Source organism: Aliivibrio fischeri (assembly GCA_038993745.2).
GTDB lineage: Bacteria > Pseudomonadota > Gammaproteobacteria > Enterobacterales > Vibrionaceae > Aliivibrio > Aliivibrio fischeri_B.
The window spans coordinates 1,611,931-1,631,544 of record CP160629.1 but is presented as its reverse complement, the minus strand read 5'-3'; the positions used below and the strand labels follow the sequence as shown (position 1 = coordinate 1,631,544).

The window sequence follows — 19,614 nt, the reverse complement described above, 5'->3', positions numbered from 1 at the left end:
AAGCTTTGTTAGGGCTTACTGAAGCTGAATTAAATGTAATATTTAGTTGTTTAATGCATAAAAATTCTTATTCATCATACATGAAGAAAATTCCTGTAGGCAAAGTGAGTCTTAAATTTTTTGCAGCCCATTTTTCGAGTGAAATTTGTTTATATGGTAATTCAACGCTTGATAATACATTAGGGAACTTTGCATCATATCAAAGCATCCGTTTTCAGAGTGCAATTCAACTTGGTTGGAAGAATAAGGAACCAATAAGTGAGTTCCTGAACGATTTAAATAAGCACAGTCAGATAAAAAAAAGAGAACAAATATTAAAAGGGATTAAAACGTTAGGCACGAGTACCTTTGACTCTGCAGATATTTTACTAAGTCACGTTGTACCAATTATTGAAAGATCTTATCAATACTCAAATATAGATATATATGGCGTTGATGCTATTTTAGAACAAGAGCTTAAGGTAGAAGAGACAGATCTTTTGATTGAAAGAATCTTACCTTATTTCAATCATATTGCTTACGAATGGGATTCAACTTTCGTTCGCAGAAATAAATTGCAGGAAGCGTGTAAAAAAAACTTATTTACGACAGAGCAAATGCATCAAGTTGAGTCGACATGGCAAGATTGTAGTAAAAACCCAAATAAACGCTATGTGGATGTAGCTGCTGCAATTATAGGAGTAGATAGTGGAGAAAAAATCGCAGATAAAGCGGTTGAGGAAATTAAGTTCTATCAAGAGTCTGTAGAAACATTAAGAAAACAAATTGCAGGTGAGCTCTGCGGAAATAGAGCTAAAGGTGGTGTTGATGCTGAGAGATATAAAGGCGATATATTTGAACGATTAAACGTAATCTTCTTTAATAAAAATGCGAGCTCAATGGGCTCTGATGTTAGAGCTTACACCACGGATGACCTAGGTTTAAAGAATCACCAACTTATTGATATTGTTGTTTTATCAGAGAAAGATAAGGCCTACTTTGATTCATTGAATAATTTTGAAGATAAAAATGCGTTTATTTCACTACAAGACGATCATTGGCAAGCAAAGTGTAATAACAATGCAGCAGAAAATATAAATAGTCTTAGCAAGTATCAAGGAACAGGGTTTCTTGGAAGCCATAGTGAAAAGGACATTCTTGCTGCATTGGGTAATAAATCTTCATGGTCAGAGAGACAAGTCGAAGCGTTTAGAGAAAACTACACTGATACATTAAATGCTTATGGGATCAGTGGTGAAACTTTCACTGTAGAAGAAACAATAGAGATAGCAAAGTGCTCACCAAGTGGGCTCTCTGATGAAGCTCAGTCAATTATTTTGAAGCGGATTGATGATGAATTAAAAGATGTTGGTAAGAATGTTGTTAATGCTGCGATTAATGCCGCTTTAATTGGTGGCGTTGTTTCTGCTTTTATTGAAGCCATTAGTTGTTATCAAGAAAAAGTACCATTGAAAGTGGCAGCTAAGCGAGTGGCGACACAAGCAGCCTTAGGGGCAACTAAATCAGCGGTTAGAGCTGCTCTAGTTACATTAGTTACGGCCTATGCAAAGAAATATGCAGCTCAAAAAGCGATGGGTGCAGTTGGAGCTAAAGCTCTTGGTAAAGGTGCTGGGATGGCTGCTGTATTTGTTATTGAAACTGGTTGGGATTTATTTCAATACCAACGAGGAAAGATTGATGCAACACAGCTACAAGCAAATGTAGGTAATAATGCCCTTGGTCTAGGAGCGGGAATAGGTATTGTCGTTATGATTGGTACTGGTGGTCTAGGTGCCGTGTTAGGTGTTGTCGCAGGAGGCACTATTAGCATATTGAATCCCGTCGGTCGATTTGTCGTAACTGATTATGAATCAATATTGAAATATGATCCTTATCGTGGAGATAAATTATCAAACTTTGTTGCTAGGTTTTCTCAGCAGCCTGAACAGGTAATGACATGATTGAAAACATAGAAAAACAGTTTGAAAATGCACTAGAGCGTTTTGATGAGTCAGCTAAAACAGCAAAAGAAGTGGTGGAGTCATCTAAGAGTATTGATCTTGGCCTTGATGAAGAAAAACTGGCAGGATTGTTAGATCTAGTCGATCAACGTATCAATAAAGTCGCTACTGATATTCGAAGTGAAATGGCTGAAGAGCGAAAGTTAATCATCAAGCATGAAAAGAAATCCTTAATGATTAATATTGGTATTGCAACTATGGCTGTTGTTGCGTTTATTTTTAATAAAATACTAAGTTAATAAATGAAATTTATCGCTGTATTTTTATTGATGGTGTAATAAGTTTAGGTGTATAAGGCAGAACTACCGCAAAGAATACAGTAATAAATAATATAAGAGCTAAATTTAAAGAGCAGTATGGTTAGTTTATCCGTACTGCTCTTTAACTACGATTTATTAAAGATAACGTTTCTCTAAGTGTGCTTTAAAGAAACTTGCATTTAGCACATCACCCGTTGCTTGCTTCACTAAATCATCTGTTGAGAATAGTGATGCCTTGCTCCAGATATTATCTGATAACCAAGTGAAAATAGGGTTTAAATCACCGCTTAGTGTGGCTTTCTCTACATCTACGGTTTGTTTCATTGCTGCCATAAATTGAGCTGCGTACATTGCGCCTAATGTGTAGCTTGGGAAGTAACCAAAGCTGCCATCTGTCCAGTGAATGTCTTGCATACAACCGTTTTTGTAATTGCCTTTGGTGGTTAAACCTAGGTATTGCTGCATTTTTGCATCCCACAATTCAGGGATATCTTTGTAGCTGATGTTACCATTCATTAAATCACGTTCGATTTCATAACGTAAAATAACGTGAGCAGGGTACGTCGCTTCATCGGCATCGACACGGATAAAATCAGGTTTTACACGCGTGTAGATTTTTTGCAGGTTATCTGTTTCAAAGATCTTTTGATCCGCATTCACAAAGTTCTTTTGTACTAATGGTGATAGTTGAGAAATAAACTCAGCACTGCGGCCTAACTGCATTTCAAAAAACAGGCTTTGAGATTCGTGAATTCCCATTGAGCGTGCTTCACCAACGGCAAGGCCAGCAAATTCTTTTGGTAAACCTTGTTCGTAACGAGCGTGTCCTGTCTCGTGAACGGTTCCCATCAAAGATTGCACAAAATCGTTTTCATCGTAACGCGTGGTAATACGAACATCAGTTGGTACGCCGCCACAGAAAGGGTGCATGCTGACATCAAGACGACCATGGTTAAAATCAAAGTTTAAAAACTTCATTACGTCCAAACTTAACTGGCGTTGTTGCTCGGTTGGGTAATGACCTTGAGGCAAATAGATAGACTCTGTTGCTTGTTTTTCTTGTATGTCTTGGATGAGCGTTGGTAACCATGATTTAACGTCATTAAATACCACATCCAGTTTTGCTGTGGTGGTTCCCGGCTCATATAAATCAAGCATGGCATCATAAGGGGTTAGACCTGTGATCTCCGCTCGGATTTGTGCCTCTTCTTGAGATAGGGCAACCACTTCTGCAAAGTTTTTACTGAAACCTTCCCAGTCGTTTTCACTGCGCTGTGAGCGCCAAGCGTGTTCACATTTAGAGCCTGCTAACGATTGTGCTTCTACTAGCGTTTCAGGAAGGGCTGTGGTTTGTTGCCATTTTGATTTCATTTCATGTAGGCTTGCACGTTCGTTATCAGACAGAGATTCTGATTCTGCTTTATCAAACCATTCAGCTAGTTGTGGTTCTGTACCCAGTTTATGAAGATGTACAGAAAGCTCGGCCATGGCTTCCGAACGAGCGTCGTTACCGCCTGATGGCATTACAGCGGCTTGATCCCAACCGCAAATTGCAGATAAGTGTTCAAAACGAGATATTTTTAAACTGTGAGCAACAAGTTTCTGATAATGACTCATGAGGCTAGTTCCTTGTAGGTTTTTTTAATTAAGCCTTATGATATCGCGATTGTCTTAAGATGGGGAAGTGAGTTATTAAGTGGTTTTTAAAATATCAAAAAATGACCCCGAGAGTTCGAGGCCAAATGAGAGAGAAGCTAATTCGAAAAGGATGAGAAAATGTATTAGCTAATTTTTACGGGCCAACCGTAAGATGTATATTCTTCTGCTAATTTGGTTGCAATATCCAAAGAGACGGTTGCCGAAATCCACCTTCCAATCCCCATGATTTGATATTCAAATTTTACATGATTCATTGTTGTTTACCCCGTGATATGAATGCGTGTACTTTAACCGTATATCACACAAATAACTTTCCGATTAAGGTCAAAAAGATCTATATATGGCCTATTTTATATAAATATAATGAATCTATGAAAAGGGTAAGAATGAATAGAGTTAAAGCTCTAGGTGTTTTGGTGGAGGTTCTTACTTGTTGATAATTTATTCAGTAAGATCTCGTAAAAGTCTTTTACTTATTTTGGCGCTTAATTGAATTGCACTCTTATTTTAGCTTCCGTATGCTGATTAACAGAAATAATTGATTAATTTGTTAATAGAAGAACCACGGAAGGGGCTCGTAACTAAAATAATATGTGGTGTTAAATGTCTTCTTCATTAAAATTCATTAGCTTTAAATTTATAAACTTTTTCTTTTTGCTTGTGCTTGTTTCCTTGCCTATTCTGGTTATTCGCTATGATGTATTAGTGTTACAAAATACTATCTCAGAACAATCGGCAACTGAGTATGTAGAGCAACTTTTATTACTTGCGAGTGTTTTATCTTTTGCTTATATCGGTTGGGATAATGCGGCATATCGTCGTGCGAGTTTTTTAATTGCGGCTTTCTTTTCTTGCATGTTAATTCGTGAGTTTGACGCTTTTTTTGATCACCTTGTTTATCATGGATTCTGGACTGTTCCTGCTATTACTGTTGCACTGATTGCGATTGGTTACGCATTAACGGATCGTAATAATGTGTTATTGGGATTATCTAAGATGATGAAGCAATCTCACTTTCCTGTATTGTGTTTAGGATTAGCTATTTTGCTCGTATTCTCACGCTTGTTTGGAATGGGAGATATGTGGCAGCAAGTGATGGGTGATGGTTATTTAAGAGTCGTGAAAAATATGGTGGAAGAGGGTTCAGAACTGCTTGGATATACTGTTATTTTTTACGCTTCAATTAATTATGTATTCTCTTATATCCGAATTCCAAAGCGCCAGAGGGCTACCAAATTAACCATGCTTAATTGTTAATATTGTATTGCTGCTTGTTCTTCAATATATTGATGGAAAGAAGCGACATTTGAAGGCTCGCTTAAATTAAAAATGGATATTTTATGATAATGGATTTTTGGGCATTTTTTATTGCCATATTGCTGCTAACAATGACACCTGGTTTGGATACGGCGCTAGTTATTCGTAATACAACACGTGGTGGTTGGAAAGATGGCATAACTTGCAGTCTTGGTATCTGTTGTGGGCTGTTTGTCCATGCAACCATGTCGGCGGTTGGTTTGTCTGTGGTTTTGGTGAGTTCGGCTGAGTTGTTTACCGTGGTGAAAATCATTGGTGCGATTTATCTTATCTGGCTTGGTGTGCAATCCATAAGAAGTACTTTTAGTCACTCACAATCCATAGACATGAGCAGCAATAAAAGCCTTGAAGCGCCGTCATTAAAAGTGTCGTTTAAAGAAGGGTTTTTATCTAATATCTTGAACCCAAAAACCGCAGTATTTTATTTGGCGTTATTACCGCAATTTATTAATCCTGAGTACAGCGCGTTTGCTCAATCATTATTGATGGCGAGCATTCATTTTATTATTGCGATGATATGGCAGGGTGGCGTTGCTTTGTTGGTGGAAAAAGCCAAGCAGTTGATGTCTAGCTCTGTGGTTAAAAATAGAATTGAAAGGGTGACAGGAGCGGTACTTGTGATGCTTGGTGTGAACTTACTTGTTTCTAAATAATTTTTTAAAATGCCAAGCTTGAGATAAAAGATGAATGAAAGCGTGCCATGCCTATTATTGAATACGCATGGCACTTTTTGTTTAGCTGTCTTTTGATCTTACTGAGTCAATGACATCACCAATCTTTTTAGTGATGGGATTACCTTTATTTGGTTTTTTATCTTTCTTCGCAAAGTGAACGTGTACATCTTGCTGTGCGAATGGAATCGAAATGCCTTCCTTATCAAAACGCAGTTTTACTTCACGAGTAATGTCCCAATACACATCCCAATAGTCATCGGTTTTTACCCAAGGGCGAACAATAAAATCAACAGAAGAAGCACCTAATGTGTGGACTCTGATGTTTGGCTCTGGTTTTTTCAGTGCTGCAGGGTGTGCGTCTACAATTTCAGCTAAGATTTTTTCTGCGTGCTCTATGCTGTCTTCGTATCCTATCCCAAATACCATGTCCACACGTCGTACTCTTTCATGGGTGACGTTTTTGATCACATCTCCCCAAATCATACTGTTAGGTAGAATAATGATTTGATTATCAAAGGTTTTGATGGTGGTGTTTACTAGGCTCATGTGACTTACTTTACCTGATACGCTACCGGCTTCTACTAAGTCACCGACATCGAATGGACGATAGATAAGTAGCATCATGCCCGATGCGAAGTTAGATAAGGTATCTTGTAGTGCGAAACCAATAATAATACCGGCAACACCGAAACCTGTTAGTACTGGTGCCAGATCCAATCCGATTTTTGAAAAGGCGATTAGGATACCAATAAAGTAAATGAGCTTGCTCGACATGGATACAAAGAAGTCTTGCATCAATTTACTCATGCGTAAATGAGGCTGAACAACGGCTTTTAGTACCACACGGCTTGTTAAACGGGCAATTAAGCGGGTCGCAAATAAGATCAGAACGAAGACTAGGAATTTTAATAGCTGATCAGGTGCGTGTTTAAGTAGCCAGTTACTGCCAGAAGATATCCAATTACTTAAGATAGCGGCAATAACAGGGAACTTAAGAATATCTTCTGTTAGGTTACCCGTTGTCGAGAAGAGCTGACGCTTATAGTCGGTGGTATTGATATCCAATTGATCGGCAATACTGATCAGTTTTTCTAACCCTGATGTAGAGTTATACACTTTACGCTCAAAGAACAGGTGATCTAGAGTTAATGATGATTTTTCAGATTCAGAAGAGTGTTGAAGTTGGTCTGATAAACGTTGTTCACGGCTAGCATCAAAACTTAATGATGCTGAAAGAAATTTGATTTTTTGATCAATGAGTAATTTGAACGCTGCAATCTGAGCTTCGTTAGACTCCCCAAGATCGGCTAACCATTGGTAGTTTTCAAGTTGGTCGCTAAGGGATAGATAATAGTAATCTCGGGTTTCTTTTAATGTATTTTGCAGCGCAAGCTTATTTTCAATATCAGCTTTATCAAGTTGAGCTTGTTTTGTTTTAATTCTTTATCTAAATAAGCAAAAGAGCGCTCAGCATAACCGATTTGATTATTAACTTCTGAGATTAAAAGGGCAGAAGTGGTTTTATCGTGATTTTGGATTAGTTTTGATAAAACAGATCGCAGTTCATTATTTTTTTCGACTTGTTGAACTCGAATAATAGCCAATTCACTGCCGCTAAATGAGTTTGACTCTGTTTTTAGTCGTGCAATTTCCGCATTAATTTTCTCTAAATGACTTAAGTCTTGTGCTTCGCTAGCAAAGGAAAGTGAACTAAAGAAGAGTAAGATCCAAATAAAATGTCGCATAGAGCCTCGATAACTGTAAATTAAGCTAGGCCTATTGTAGTGAAATTTTATCAAGAGTGGCAGGATAACTTTTTAACTGGTAGTCACAAAAATGAAAAAGCAGCCGAGAAAGCTGCTTTTAAATTGGGTCTATCATTTATGTAGCTCTTTATATTCGTTAATAAGTCCTTTGCAAAAGGAAATAAAAAAGCCTATGACTAAAACTAAAAGTACTGAGCCAAATATAAGAGTTAATATGTCCATATATCACCTCACTTAATGTATAAGGTAATAATAGCAGAATAAATTATATATTTGTGAGATTTGGTTTACATAAATGTTTCAAATTGTCTCTGAAAATTAACAGAGACAATTCATTGGAACGCTATATTCTATTAAAAACTTGTTCGCTTTCAGTCTCTTTCTGTTTACTGAAGAACAGATGAGTTTCTTCAATAATAATATGACGAAGAGCGATTAGACCAATTAGGTTTGGAATAGCCATTAAACCGTTAACAATATCAGCAATAACCCAAATAGTGTCTAAATGCATGTAAGCACCAGATGCCACTAGGCTAATAAAGATTATTTTGTATGGTAAAACACCTTTGCGACCAAATAAGTAAGTAACACAACGTTCACCGTAATAGTTCCAGCCTAAAATAGTGGTGAAAGCGAAGAACATTAAACCGATAGATACAAGGTATGGACCAATTTGCTCAGAGCCTAGGCCAATAGCAAATGCTTGAGTTGTCATTAGTGCGCCTGCCGCATCACCTTGCCATACACCAGTAACCACTAGAGTTAATCCTGTCATGGTACAAATGATCACGGTATCAAAGAAGGTACCTGTCATCGATACAAGGCCTTGTTTTACACAAGAGTCAGTTTTAGCGGCTGCCGCTGCCATTGGTGCGCTACCAAGACCTGATTCATTTGAGAATACACCACGAGCCACACCTGATTGAATAGCTAGCATGATTGATGCACCAACAAAACCACCAGTTGCAGCAGTACTAGTAAACGCAGACGTAATCACTAATTGAAATGCAGCTGGTAAAGCTTCGGCTTGCATAATTAAAACAGAAGCACACGATACAACGTAAACTACCGCCATTGTTGGTACGACTTTTTCAGCAACTTTAGCGATAGACTGAATCCCACCAAGTGTTACAACTGCAACAAGCACCGTAAGGATACCGCCAGTTAACCATGCAGGTGCATTCATTGTTAACTGTGCTGAGTCAACAATAGCGTTAATTTGTGGGAACGTACCAATACCAAAGCAAGCAACACCTAAAGCGAATAGGGCAAACAGTTTTGCTAACCATTTATTACCCATGCCGTATTCAAGGTAGTACATTGGGCCGCCAACCATTTCGCCTTTGCTGTCTGTTTTACGGTATTTAACTGCAAGTAAACATTCGGCATATTTTGTTGCCATTCCAAATACAGCAGCAAGCCACATCCAGAAAAGAGCACCAGGACCACCCAGTTTGATGGCAGTTGCTACACCTACGATGTTACCTGTACCAATGGTTGCAGATAGGGCTGTACATAACGCCGCAAAGCTTGAAACATCACCTTTACCTGTACTTTGGTTCTCTTCTCGTGAAAAAACCATTTTAAGCGCAGTTGGTAAGTGGCGAAGTTGGAAAATACGTAAACGAAACGTAAAGTAGATACCCGTACCAACCAATAAAATCAAAAGAGGTGGACCCCAAATGAAGTTATCTATAGTAACAAGCGTGTTGTGAAAAGTGTTCATGGTTTCCCCTTAATAAAACATATAGAAAGGAGAAGAGAGAGTGGTGTACCAAAGTCAAAAGATCGACAAATAGTATAGAGCCGAGATTAATCGGATCACTTTCTCCTCTGTCCTTTTGCCTGAGAGTTTCACCGTTATCATTTTTCAGATAAGGGCTTGCTCCTTCGGCGGCCGATTTAACGGCTCTCTCCAGAGATTCCTCCAACTACAGTCCTCACCTTATTCACTAAAAAAATGAACTCGGCACCTGAAAGATTTACTTCTTCGGCGGGCGTAACCTTGACGGTTTTTGCCACTCTCCTGCAGTCTTCATCGGATCAACAAATTGTGTACTGTATAACAGCAAGACGCTATGTTAGCTAAGTCACATTTTGTTGTCATGCATTTTATTTCAAAAATTCAAAAATATTATAAGAAACCGATTTCTTTGTTCAAAATAACGACTAAAACTCAAGTATTTAGAAAGCAAAAATGTGCTAAAGTATAAGAAAAGTGAGGTGTACTATGCTAAGAATTGCGGTCATCATTTTATTATTCGTATTTGCTGCTGTACTGTTCAAGTTCAGATCAAATGAGAAGGTTCAAAAATCGGTTATTTATACCTCTGTCGCAGGACTTGTCATTTATGTGGCATATGTCATGATTTCAGAGCTAATTCGATAAGTTGTCTTATTTTTAACAAAGAGTATAGGTAATAACACTATACTCAATAAAATCTATTTGCTTGGGGTTATCACGTGAGTGTAGAAAATCAAACAAGAACATCTGATGAGCACGATGAAGATGTCATTATTATTGAAGAGAAATCAAAAGCGAGCCATTGGGTAGCAGGGGTAACCTTGATTATCGGTGCGGTTGCCGGTGGTTTAATTGGCTCTAGTATTTCAGAAAATAAATGGACAGAAGCCTACACTCAATTAGAAACTCAAACTAAGCAATATCAATCACAGTTAACTCAAGCAAAAGAGAAGAGTGCTGAGGTTGATGTGCTGGTTGAAAAAGAAAAACAGCAAGCATTAGAAGCTCAAAAGCAAACGCTTGATGAAGAGAAAGCACAAGCGATTGTTGAAGAATCGAAAAAACATGCGACATTAACAAAAGAAGTGGGGGCATTGAAATCTCAAAAAGCCTCACTAGAAATGCAAGTTGAAGAGCAAAATAAGCAAATTGATAAATTAACTAATCAAGTTGATTTACAAGTGACGATGCTGACGCGTGCAAAGCAGTTATTCCAACGTCAACTTCAGTTGAAAGAAGAAGCAAGTGCACTTGAGGTTAAACTTGAAGTAACAACATCAAATGAAAAACGCTTAGCGAAAGAGTGTGAAGTGTACCTTGAAGGTAAAAGCTGGGATGTGAAGTCAGATGTTTGCCAACGTCAAGAAGCAGCGAAAAAACTCATCGCTCAATATAATGATGAATTACAATTGCTACAGATGGATATCAAAGAAATTGATAGCATTAGTGAAAGCATAGGTATGTAATCGTTATTACTTCCACTGTTTGAAGAAAACCACAATTAGTTTGTGGTTTTTTTTATTTTTAGGAAATAACGATTTAATTTTTAGTATTCAACACCATTACGCTATTTTTATCTAAAATGAATAGAAAGATAATGGTAGGAGAGATATGTGAGTAATCAAACGGCTAAATTTGTTCATGGTTCGACCATGAGACATATTTTAGTAATGTCGGGAGCATCTTCTATTGGTTTAATGGCACTGTTTGTCGTTGACTTATTAGATATGTTTTTTATCAGTTTATTAGGACAAGTTGAGTTAGCCGCTGCCATTGGTTTTGCTGGAACGATAATATTCTTTTCAACCTCAGTTTCTATCGGTTCTTCTATTGCTATGGGGGCTTTGGTATCTAAAGCGCTAGGGGCAAAAGAGAATGAAAAAGCACAACAATTAGCGAGTAGTACACTGGCGATCGCCTTTATTGTGAATACCGTTGTAACGATTGTCATGTTCTGCTTTATTCCTGAATTGCTGTCAATGATAGGAGCAAAAGGGTTTGTTGCTGAGCGTGCTCAAGCGTATCTTTCAATTTTATTACCAAGTACCCCAATTATTGCCATTGCTATGGCTGCGGGTGCAGGTCTTCGTGCTGTAGGCGATGCTAAACGTTCAATGTTAGCCACATTATACGGTGGTATTGTGAATGCTATTTTAGATCCAATTTTCATTTTTGGTTTTGGACTTAATGTTGAAGGGGCGGCGATTGCATCGGTAATCTCTCGAATTACCGTATTGGTTTTCTCTTTATACCCATTAGTGAAAACGCACAATTTAGTGAAATGGCCTGAATGGTCGATCATAAAAGATCATACACCTGCCATTATTACGATTGCGGCTCCGGCTATTATTACGAATACGGCAACACCAATTGGTAATGCGATTGTGACATCAACCCTTGCACCATTTGGTGAAGATTTTGTTGCAGGTTTTGCGGTAATTGGACGATTAATTCCCGTTACGTTTGCGGTGATTTTTGCGTTGTCTGGAGCGGTCGGTCCAATCATTGGACAGAACTTTGGGGCAAAACGCGTTGATAGAGTAAAAGACACGTTGCGTAATTCGCTGTTCTTTACTGCGATTTATTGTATTGCGGTGTCATTGATCCTGTTTTTACTGCAAGATTACATTGTTAAAGCCTTTAACTTAGTTGGTGATGCGTCGCTGATTATGATGACATTCTGTAGTTTTGTGGCTATCACCTTTATCTTTAATGGCGCAATGTTTGTGGCAAATACGTCATTTAATAATTTGGGTAAACCTTTATATTCAACGGCACTTAACCTAAGTAAAGCAACCATTGGTACTTTGCCTTTTGTGTACTTCGGTGCGCAGTGGTATGGCGGTTTGGGTGTATTATATGGTCAAGCTGTAGGTAATGTGGTGTTCGGTATTATCAGCTTAATCGTGTTAAGAATGCACGTGATCAGTATGGTGAGAGAGCATTGTGAAACCGTATGCACAGAAGATGCATTAGCAGACATTAGTGTCACCATGACGCCGTTTTGTAATAACGATGCAGTCATTATGCAAAGTGGAGCAGAAACCGACGAAGAGTTAGACGTTTCAGTGGCTTCAAAATAAAAGAATGGCGGAGTGTAGGTACTCCGCCATTTTTATTTAACGCTCTTTATAACGATTACTTACGTAGTTTTCTGCGTAAGAAACCAAAACCTAATAAAGAAGCTAATGCAAAGAAGTTAAAGGATGCGCCTTTCTCATAATCAAGTGTGATCACAATTGGGTCATGATCAGATGCTGAATACATGTCATTGTATTTCACCATGTCTCCCGTGTATTTCGGGCTGTATTCAAATAAGTTACTTTCAGTGGCGTTAATGTGCCAATCTTCAATTTCAGCAACACGTTTTGCCAGTGACTTATTCGCTAAAGCGTGGTCAAGATTTCCTAATTCACCTGAGTAAGTGTAAGAGAAAGTATCCGTTCCATGCAGTAAGGTATTTAAGTTAATGTAACCATAACCTTGAGTGATCTGGCTGCCTGTTGTTTCATAAGGCAGGGGTTTACCATCTTTATCTGTGCCTAATGTGGTGTAAGAAGCGGTAAAGATGTCACGGTTATATTTCTCTTGGCTGTAATCCGTAAGGGTTAATAGTGGATCTTCCATGCCATAAGCATTCATATCGCCAAGAATTAACACATCGCCTTTTACGCTTTCTAGCTCATCACCAATGGCTTTTGCTGCTGATACTCTAAAGCGGTTACAGTTACCTTGTAGATCTGATGGGTCTTTGTCTTCTTCAAAGTTTTGCCATTGCTCAATACACTCAGAGCCTTTTGATTTTAGGTGGTTTACAACAACGGTTAATGGTTCTTTAGCGTCTTTAACCATGAATTTTTGAACTAGGCTATGACGTTGGTATTTGTCATAGGCTGGGTTAAATTCAATGGTCCCGTTATTGTCACGAGTAATGGTATTTTCTGCAATGTGTTGCTCTGGTGTTTTGATAACACGAGCTTTACCTTTTAGTTTTACTTCACTAGGGCGGTAAAGAAGGGCAACCATAATGGCATCAGAGCCTAGGTATTCTCCTTGGTATTTGTCTTTGTTTTTGATCTCTACGTATTTGTAGTGATCTTCTTCGTCTTCAAATTGAGCATTTAATGCCGTGGTTAGATCGTTAATGGCACTGTTCTCGCCAAAGCCGTTATTTTCAACTTCCATTAAACCAATAATGTCAGCATCAATAGCCACTAATGCCGAGAGGATTTTTGCTTGTTGAATCGCAAAGTCATCAGCACTTGTTGCACCACGGTTTTGACCTGTTGGGTTCGCATCGCCACCAGCAGCAACGGATGTGAAGTAGTTTAATACGTTAAAACTAGTAATGGTGAGATCAGCATCGTCAATACTTGGTTCGTCAGTACGCTCTACATTGAATAGGGTTTCACCATCTTCATCGAAAGCTTGAGTGATGATATTCTCTTGTGAAATGGTATTGGTGGTAACAAGGCGATATTGACCGTAAGAGTAGGCGATAACACCTTCTAAACCTTCGATTCGAGCACCAAGGCGTAAGTATGAATCAGCGCTGCCATCTTGATTGGAATCGGTTGCAAAATCAGGGAAGTAAGGTACTTCTCCATTAGGTGCTTTATTATCAGACTCTATAGTGATTTGGCGTTTGGCATTCTCTTCAGCAAGTTGAATGGCTTCAGGGCTTTCAGCAGCAAAGAGCTGTGTAGGTTTGAATAGTGGTTCACCATGAGAAAGTACCATGTTGTTGCGTTTACTTGCGTAGTCAAAGCTGAAATTACGTGTGATACGCAAATCTGAATGTGAAGTGAGTTTGACTTGCATACCTTCATGACGCTCAAGGGCTTGCGCAAGTGTTTCGTTTTCATTAATGGTTAGTTCGGTAACGGATACAGGAGCTTGATGGCCTTGAACTAAGAAGTTATTGGTATCAGGTTTTAATTGCGTTTGACCGTAATATTCTTGAACTTTGGCTTTTACACATACTAATGCGCCGGGTTGAATCTCTAACGCTGGTGCACTTCCTGTGCTAACAAATATGCCTTCCGAGCTGTTAGGATCAAAATCATCGTTGAGACCCTGTAAGTAAAATCCTTTTAGTAAGCTTTCGCCACGAGCGGTAACAACACCTTGAACAAAATACTCATCATCTGAAATAAAGCCGCTAGAGATAAGAGGGGATTTGTCTCCGGTTCCTTGAATTTGGTTTATTTCTGTAAATACGGGGGTTGCGCCTGATTCTGTTTGACATGCAAATGCCGGAGGTGGTGTGACGCCTTCTTGATATGCCCCTAATCCGTCAATGTTGTCTTTTGGTTTTTCAATCCACATGTTGGCATCAAACGTTGTGCTTGGGGTTAAATCAGCACGAACAAAACTCTTATCTTTACCCCAATCAACATCGCCATCAATGCCTATGCGATCATGCTCTACACCATCTTTAAATAGCATGTAAGTCTCATCACCGTTGTGATTTACAATGCTTTCAATGCTGTCGGTAACGGCTTTGATTGGGTCTGATGCACGGCCATTAGAGATGACATAAACACTTTTTGCATTAAGAGTGATAGCCGATAAATCTAAATCGTTTTTCCAGTCATTGAGACCGTTATATTTAGATTTAAGTACATAACCTGAAAGGGAAACTGGGCTATCAGAGGTGTTACTGATCTCCAATGATTTGTTGTAACTTCCGCCTTCCACGTATTGAGAGATGATGATGTCAGCAGAAGCGTTGCCAGATAGCGCCAAGCCAATCGCCATAGCAAGAGAGTTTTTTATTTGTGTTGTTTTCATTTCACTACTTTCCATAGTTGAGTTATATGAATTATTTATAGATATTAGAATTATCTATAAATAAACATCTCATATTGATGTGTCACAAACATTACTTTTGCATTAAGAGTGAGATATTGATCTTTTTGATAAGTCACAAATCTGGCAGAGCTCAATGAAATAACAATTATGGTAATAGTGGATATTTAAACAGTGAAAGTGATAGTTCTCGCATTTCATTGTTTCTGGAGATGGATCGAAATAGAGTGATGTTTGTTTAATTTTTTCGTTAGTTGTTTGTGGGCTTATGTAATCATGAATTAAAGGAATAATGATAATAGGTCAGGATGATGAAAATAAAATTACTTGCAGCTTTGGTTGCGCTTGGGTTGACCCCACTCCCCACATATTCACATGATGAACCAAATACTGCATCAATAGATGTCGTTCTTGCTACTCAATATGAAAAAGGAATGGATATTGAAGGGTATTGGGCAAGTGAGAAGTTAGATGGTATTCGAGCATTATGGACAGGAGAAAAGTTAATAACACGAACAGGTCACACGATATATGCACCAGGTTGGTTTACTGACCCATTACCCGATCATAAGATTGATGGAGAGTTATGGGCTGGAAGAGGTGGATTTCAACAAGTAGCAAAAACAGTGTTAGATAGTCAACCTGATGATGAATTATGGAAAAAAATTCGCTTCATGGCATTCGATCTACCTAGCTCTGCCGGTATGTTTCCCAAACGATATTATGAGCTATCAACCATAGTTAAAAAGCTCGATCACCCGCACTTAAAATTGGTTGAACATTATCCTATCAGTAATGAAGACTCTCTATTAGAAGCATTAGATGATATTTCTGCGCGTAATGGTGAGGGAGTCATGTTAAGAAAGGTCAGTGAAGTTTATAGACCCGGACGCAGTGACGATTTAATTAAAGTGAAAAAACACCAAGACAATGAAGCCATTGTGATCGGCTATACCGATGGGAAAGGTAAGTTTCGAGGTATGGTGGGCGCAATGATTTTACGTATGCCAAATGGAATAGAATTTAAAGTTGGCAGTGGTTTGAGTGTAGAAGTAAGAGAAAACCCACCTAAATTGGGTTCTACGGTGACTTATCGCTATAACGGTTATACGGATAACGGAATCCCAAGGTTTGCGCGATACGTTGCGGTAAGAAAGAATTATTAGAATAGAAAGAGCCTCTTATTATCTTCTATTAGAAAGGAATATGATGAGAGGCTCTATTGTTCTGCTTTATTTTTTATTTAGTGGTGGTTCAATTTGATAACGTCTTTACGCTGTCTCGAACCATGAGTGTAGGCTCTAGCTGAAAAACTCGATTCGTTTCTGATTTTGTTGCTATTTTTTGTAGTAGTGAATCGACCGCTTGCTGACCTAATCGGTGTTTTGGTTGATGAATGGTAGTAAGTGATGGCGTGATGTATTTAGCCATTTTAATGTCATCGTAACCAACAATTGAAATGTCATTAGGAACTGAAATGCCTTTTTTGCTTGCGCAATTGATCATTCCCATTGCCATCATGTCATTACAAACAAATAATGCCGTTGGTAGTTTGCCTTTAGCATGAATTTCGTTGAAAGCCGCTTCACCGCCTTCACATTCAAAATTGCCTGAAGCAATCCAGTCTTTATTGATTTCTAATCCGGATTCTTCCATTGCTTGCACAAAACCACTTAAACGCTGTTGCGCTTGCAACTTATTGAGAGGGCCTGTTAAACAACCAATTTCAGTGTGACCTTGTTCAATAAGGTGTTTTGTTGCTAGATAGCCACCGTGGTGCGAGTTGTCTTGAATTTTGTCGCTTGGAAAATCAATCAATCCCCAATCCATTACAACGGTAGGAACCGGTTGATAACGAGAAAAGAGCTCAAGCACTTGATTTTCGATTTCGGTACACATTAGTAACAAGCCATCGACACGCTTTTGTAGCAAGGTATCTAAGCTTGAATGAACACGCTCTGCGTCACCTTCGGTATTACATAAGATGAGGTTATAGCCTTTTTCATAGCAGCGACGTTCTACCCCTTTTACCACTTCACCAAAAAATGGGTTCGTTGAGGTTGTCACTAACATGCCAAAGGTTTTTGTATGATTGACTTTTAAGCTGCGGGCGAGGGCAGAAGGCGCATAGTTTAGTTCTGCTACTGCGGCCATGACACGTTCTGAAATGTCTTCGCTAACAAATCGAGTTTTATTTAAAACATGACTCACTGTTGAGGTTGAGACACTTGCATGTTTGGCTACATCTTTGATTGTTGCCATAAATTCAATCCTTGTTTATATCGTTGCCTACATTAAATACAAATGCAGGCAACGATATTTAATTATCAATGCTCTAAGAGAAAACGCTCGACTTCAGTGATTGAAGGTATTGACGTTTGAGCACCCATTCGAGTTACAGATATTGCGGCAGCAGCGTGGGCAAACTTGATAGCTTCATCCAATTTACGGCCGGATTGTAATCCTGTTAAGAATGCACCGTTGAACGTATCTCCTGCGCCTGTTGTATCTGTCGCTTGTACTTTGAAACCTTCCACTTGGCGACCTGAACCATTTTGGCTTATCCAAACTCCTTTGCTGCCAAGGGTGATCATTACGGTTTCGATGCCTTTTGCATGAAGAGCATCAGCTGCCTGTTGAGCGCTCGCCATATCCGTGACTTGAATGCCAGTTAATAGTTCGGCTTCTGTTTCGTTTGGTGTAATGATATCAACAAGTTGTAATAAGTCATCACTTAATTGATGTGCAGGGGCAGGGTTTAATACCACCTTAGTACCTGCTGCTTTGGCTATTTTTGCTGCTTTTTCTATGGTTTCAATAGGCGTTTCAAGTTGCATTAATAGGGTATCAGCGGCTTCGATTAATCCGTGATGAGGAGCAATACGATCTGCCGTTAAACGCGCATTTGCTTCTGCTGAAATACAGATGCTGTTTTCGCCGGTTGCAGCTACTTGGATCATCGCAATGCCGGTTGGTGTGTTTTCTTCAATCATTACCGCTTCGGTATTAATGCCATCAAACTGAAAAGCTTCAATCATCTGGTGACCAAAACTGTCATCACCCACGCTTGCGATAAATGCGATATCAGCACCTAAACGTGCCGCCGCAACCGCTTGGTTAGCACCTTTGCCACCAGGAATAACGGAATAGCTGTGACCGTGTAACGTCTCGCCTGGGCGAGGGAATGATGCAACTTGAAGAACGTGGTCTGCGTTTACGCTACCTAAAACAACTAATTTATTCATAATGTGCCTTGTTTCTTATCTGTGACCGGAATGTGGTCTTAAAACTTATGGGTAAATGGGCGTGATTAATTCGTACATTTAACGATAGGTTTTATAGGGTTCTAATGTTTGAAAAGAGGGAGCACTGATACTGGTTGTTGTGAGCGTATCAATGCTCCGCTTTTATTACTTTATCAGTTGATTACTTTATAATAACTTTTAGGTCAACAGGAATGAATTTCTCAACCTTTTCACCTTTAAGAACTTTAGCCGCTGTTTCTACACCAAGTGCACCAATTAGGTCTGGTTGTTGTGCGATAGTTGCGCCAAGTAGACCACGATTAACCGCTGCAATACCATCTTCTGTGCCATCAAAACCGACGATTAATACGTCTTTACCTGATGCTTGAACTGCACGTAGAGCACCTAACGCCATTTCATCATTTTGAGCAAATACCGCTTGAACATCAGGGTTTGCTGCAATCATGTTTTCCATTACGTTAAGACCTTTAGTACGGTCAAAATCAGCAGGTTGGCTACCAAGTAGAGTCAGATCACCATTATCCACTGTTTTCATGAAACCTTTACCACGTTCACGTGCAGCAGAGGTACCAGCGATGCCTTCAAGTTGGATAACGCGTGCTTTTTCACCTACTTTTTCCATGATGAATTTACCTGCCATCTCACCACCAGCAACGTTATCAGATGCAATGTGACTAACTACTTCACCACGGCTCGCACCACGGTCAAGAGTTAATACAGGAATACCAGAGCGGTTAGCCATACGAATCGCATTTGAAACGGCATCAGAATCGGTTGGGTTGATAAGAATTGCTTTTACGCCACGAACCGTAAGATCTTCAATGTTTGAAAGTTCTTTACTTGGATCGTTTTGAGAATCAAGAACAATCAGTTTGTAGCCTAGGTCTTTTGCTTTTGCTTCAGCGCCTTCTTTCATGGTCACAAAAAATGGGTTATTCAATGTTGAAACGACCATTGCCATCGTATCTTGAGCTGCCGCTGTTGATGCGAAAGAGGTAGAAAGTAGGGCTGCAGAGATTAGGGTTGCTAACTTTTTCATTCTATATTCCTTATAAGGGTGTAGGGCGGCACAAGTCAAACATGGTACGCTTGGTTGTGCCTATTTTTGTGTTAACAG

At 39.1% G+C, this 19,614-nt stretch carries 14 protein-coding genes, 1 pseudogene and 1 riboswitch; of the genes and pseudogenes, 7 read left to right on the top strand and 8 right to left on the bottom strand.

Translation table 11 applies throughout. The annotated features are described in order from the left end of the window. Window positions 1-53 precede the first annotated feature (53 nt). Complete coding sequence (locus tag AAFX60_007920) at window positions 54-1,940, top strand: hypothetical protein (GenBank protein XDF76709.1); 1,887 nt, start codon at window positions 54-56, stop codon at window positions 1,938-1,940. Further along, window positions 1,937-2,239 carry a hypothetical protein gene (locus AAFX60_007915; GenBank protein ID XDF76708.1) on the top strand — a complete coding sequence of 101 codons (303 nt, stop codon included), beginning with the start codon at window positions 1,937-1,939 and terminating at the stop codon, window positions 2,237-2,239. Before AAFX60_007920 ends, AAFX60_007915 begins: the two co-directional genes overlap by 4 nt. Before the next feature lie 156 nt (window positions 2,240-2,395). On the opposite strand, the gene AAFX60_007910 is transcribed toward AAFX60_007915, so the two are convergent. Next, window positions 2,396-3,877 (bottom strand): carboxypeptidase M32, encoded by a 1,482-nt coding sequence (locus AAFX60_007910; protein ID XDF76707.1) that lies wholly within the window; start codon window positions 3,875-3,877, stop codon window positions 2,396-2,398. A gap of 164 nt (window positions 3,878-4,041) precedes the next feature. After that, window positions 4,042-4,173: a hypothetical protein gene (locus AAFX60_007905; GenBank protein XDF76706.1), complete on the bottom strand. Its 132-nt coding sequence runs from the start codon at window positions 4,171-4,173 to the stop codon at window positions 4,042-4,044. 349 nt (window positions 4,174-4,522) lie between these two features. Here AAFX60_007905 and AAFX60_007900 point away from each other — a divergent pair, with 349 nt between their 5' ends. Further along, the gene (locus AAFX60_007900) at window positions 4,523-5,176 is read left to right on the top strand and encodes a hypothetical protein (protein ID XDF76705.1); all 654 of its coding nucleotides are present in this window, start codon (window positions 4,523-4,525) and stop codon (window positions 5,174-5,176) included. An 83-nt stretch (window positions 5,177-5,259) separates the two neighbouring features. Beyond that, entirely contained in the window at window positions 5,260-5,889 is a 630-nt protein-coding gene (locus AAFX60_007895; protein XDF76704.1) for a LysE family translocator, read from the top strand. Window positions 5,890-5,970: 81 nt separating this feature from the next. Here the strand turns inward: AAFX60_007895 and AAFX60_007890 are convergent. Both AAFX60_007890 and AAFX60_007885 read right to left on the bottom strand, forming a co-directional pair. Beyond that, window positions 5,971-7,655, bottom strand: a pseudogene (locus AAFX60_007890) (mechanosensitive ion channel domain-containing protein). A gap of 364 nt (window positions 7,656-8,019) precedes the next feature. After that, the gene (locus tag AAFX60_007885; GenBank protein ID XDF76703.1) at window positions 8,020-9,402 is read right to left on the bottom strand and encodes a sodium:alanine symporter family protein; all 1,383 of its coding nucleotides are present in this window, start codon (window positions 9,400-9,402) and stop codon (window positions 8,020-8,022) included. A 97-nt stretch (window positions 9,403-9,499) separates the two neighbouring features. After that, window positions 9,500-9,605: riboswitch (glycine riboswitch) on the bottom strand. 534 nt (window positions 9,606-10,139) lie between these two features. On the opposite strand from AAFX60_007885, the gene AAFX60_007880 reads away from it, so the two are divergent. Together AAFX60_007880 and AAFX60_007875 are read left to right on the top strand one after the other, a co-directional pair. Continuing rightward, a complete protein-coding gene (locus AAFX60_007880) occupies window positions 10,140-10,886 on the top strand; it encodes a hypothetical protein (GenBank protein XDF76702.1) in 747 nt (248 codons plus the stop codon). 147 nt (window positions 10,887-11,033) lie between these two features. Beyond that, on the top strand, window positions 11,034-12,503 hold the full coding sequence (locus AAFX60_007875) for an MATE family efflux transporter (GenBank protein ID XDF76701.1): 1,470 nt from the start codon (window positions 11,034-11,036) through the stop codon (window positions 12,501-12,503). A 55-nt stretch (window positions 12,504-12,558) separates the two neighbouring features. Here AAFX60_007875 and AAFX60_007870 read toward each other — a convergent pair whose 3' ends face one another. Further along, complete coding sequence (locus tag AAFX60_007870; protein ID XDF76700.1) at window positions 12,559-15,213, bottom strand: ExeM/NucH family extracellular endonuclease; 2,655 nt, start codon at window positions 15,211-15,213, stop codon at window positions 12,559-12,561. A gap of 326 nt (window positions 15,214-15,539) precedes the next feature. On the opposite strand from AAFX60_007870, the gene AAFX60_007865 reads away from it, so the two are divergent. Next, the gene (locus AAFX60_007865) at window positions 15,540-16,397 is read left to right on the top strand and encodes a DNA ligase (protein ID XDF76699.1); all 858 of its coding nucleotides are present in this window, start codon (window positions 15,540-15,542) and stop codon (window positions 16,395-16,397) included. Window positions 16,398-16,485: 88 nt separating this feature from the next. Here AAFX60_007865 and AAFX60_007860 read toward each other — a convergent pair whose 3' ends face one another. The 3 genes from AAFX60_007860 to rbsB all read right to left on the bottom strand — a co-directional run bounded on the left by AAFX60_007860 (window position 16,486) and on the right by rbsB (window position 19,536). Then, window positions 16,486-17,493 carry a substrate-binding domain-containing protein gene (locus AAFX60_007860; protein XDF76698.1) on the bottom strand — a complete coding sequence of 336 codons (1,008 nt, stop codon included), beginning with the start codon at window positions 17,491-17,493 and terminating at the stop codon, window positions 16,486-16,488. A 65-nt stretch (window positions 17,494-17,558) separates the two neighbouring features. Then, window positions 17,559-18,476: a ribokinase gene (gene rbsK / locus AAFX60_007855; GenBank protein XDF76697.1), complete on the bottom strand. Its 918-nt coding sequence runs from the start codon at window positions 18,474-18,476 to the stop codon at window positions 17,559-17,561. 181 nt (window positions 18,477-18,657) lie between these two features. Beyond that, complete coding sequence (rbsB, locus tag AAFX60_007850) at window positions 18,658-19,536, bottom strand: ribose ABC transporter substrate-binding protein RbsB (GenBank protein XDF76696.1); 879 nt, start codon at window positions 19,534-19,536, stop codon at window positions 18,658-18,660. Between the last annotated feature and the right edge of the window lie 78 nt (window positions 19,537-19,614).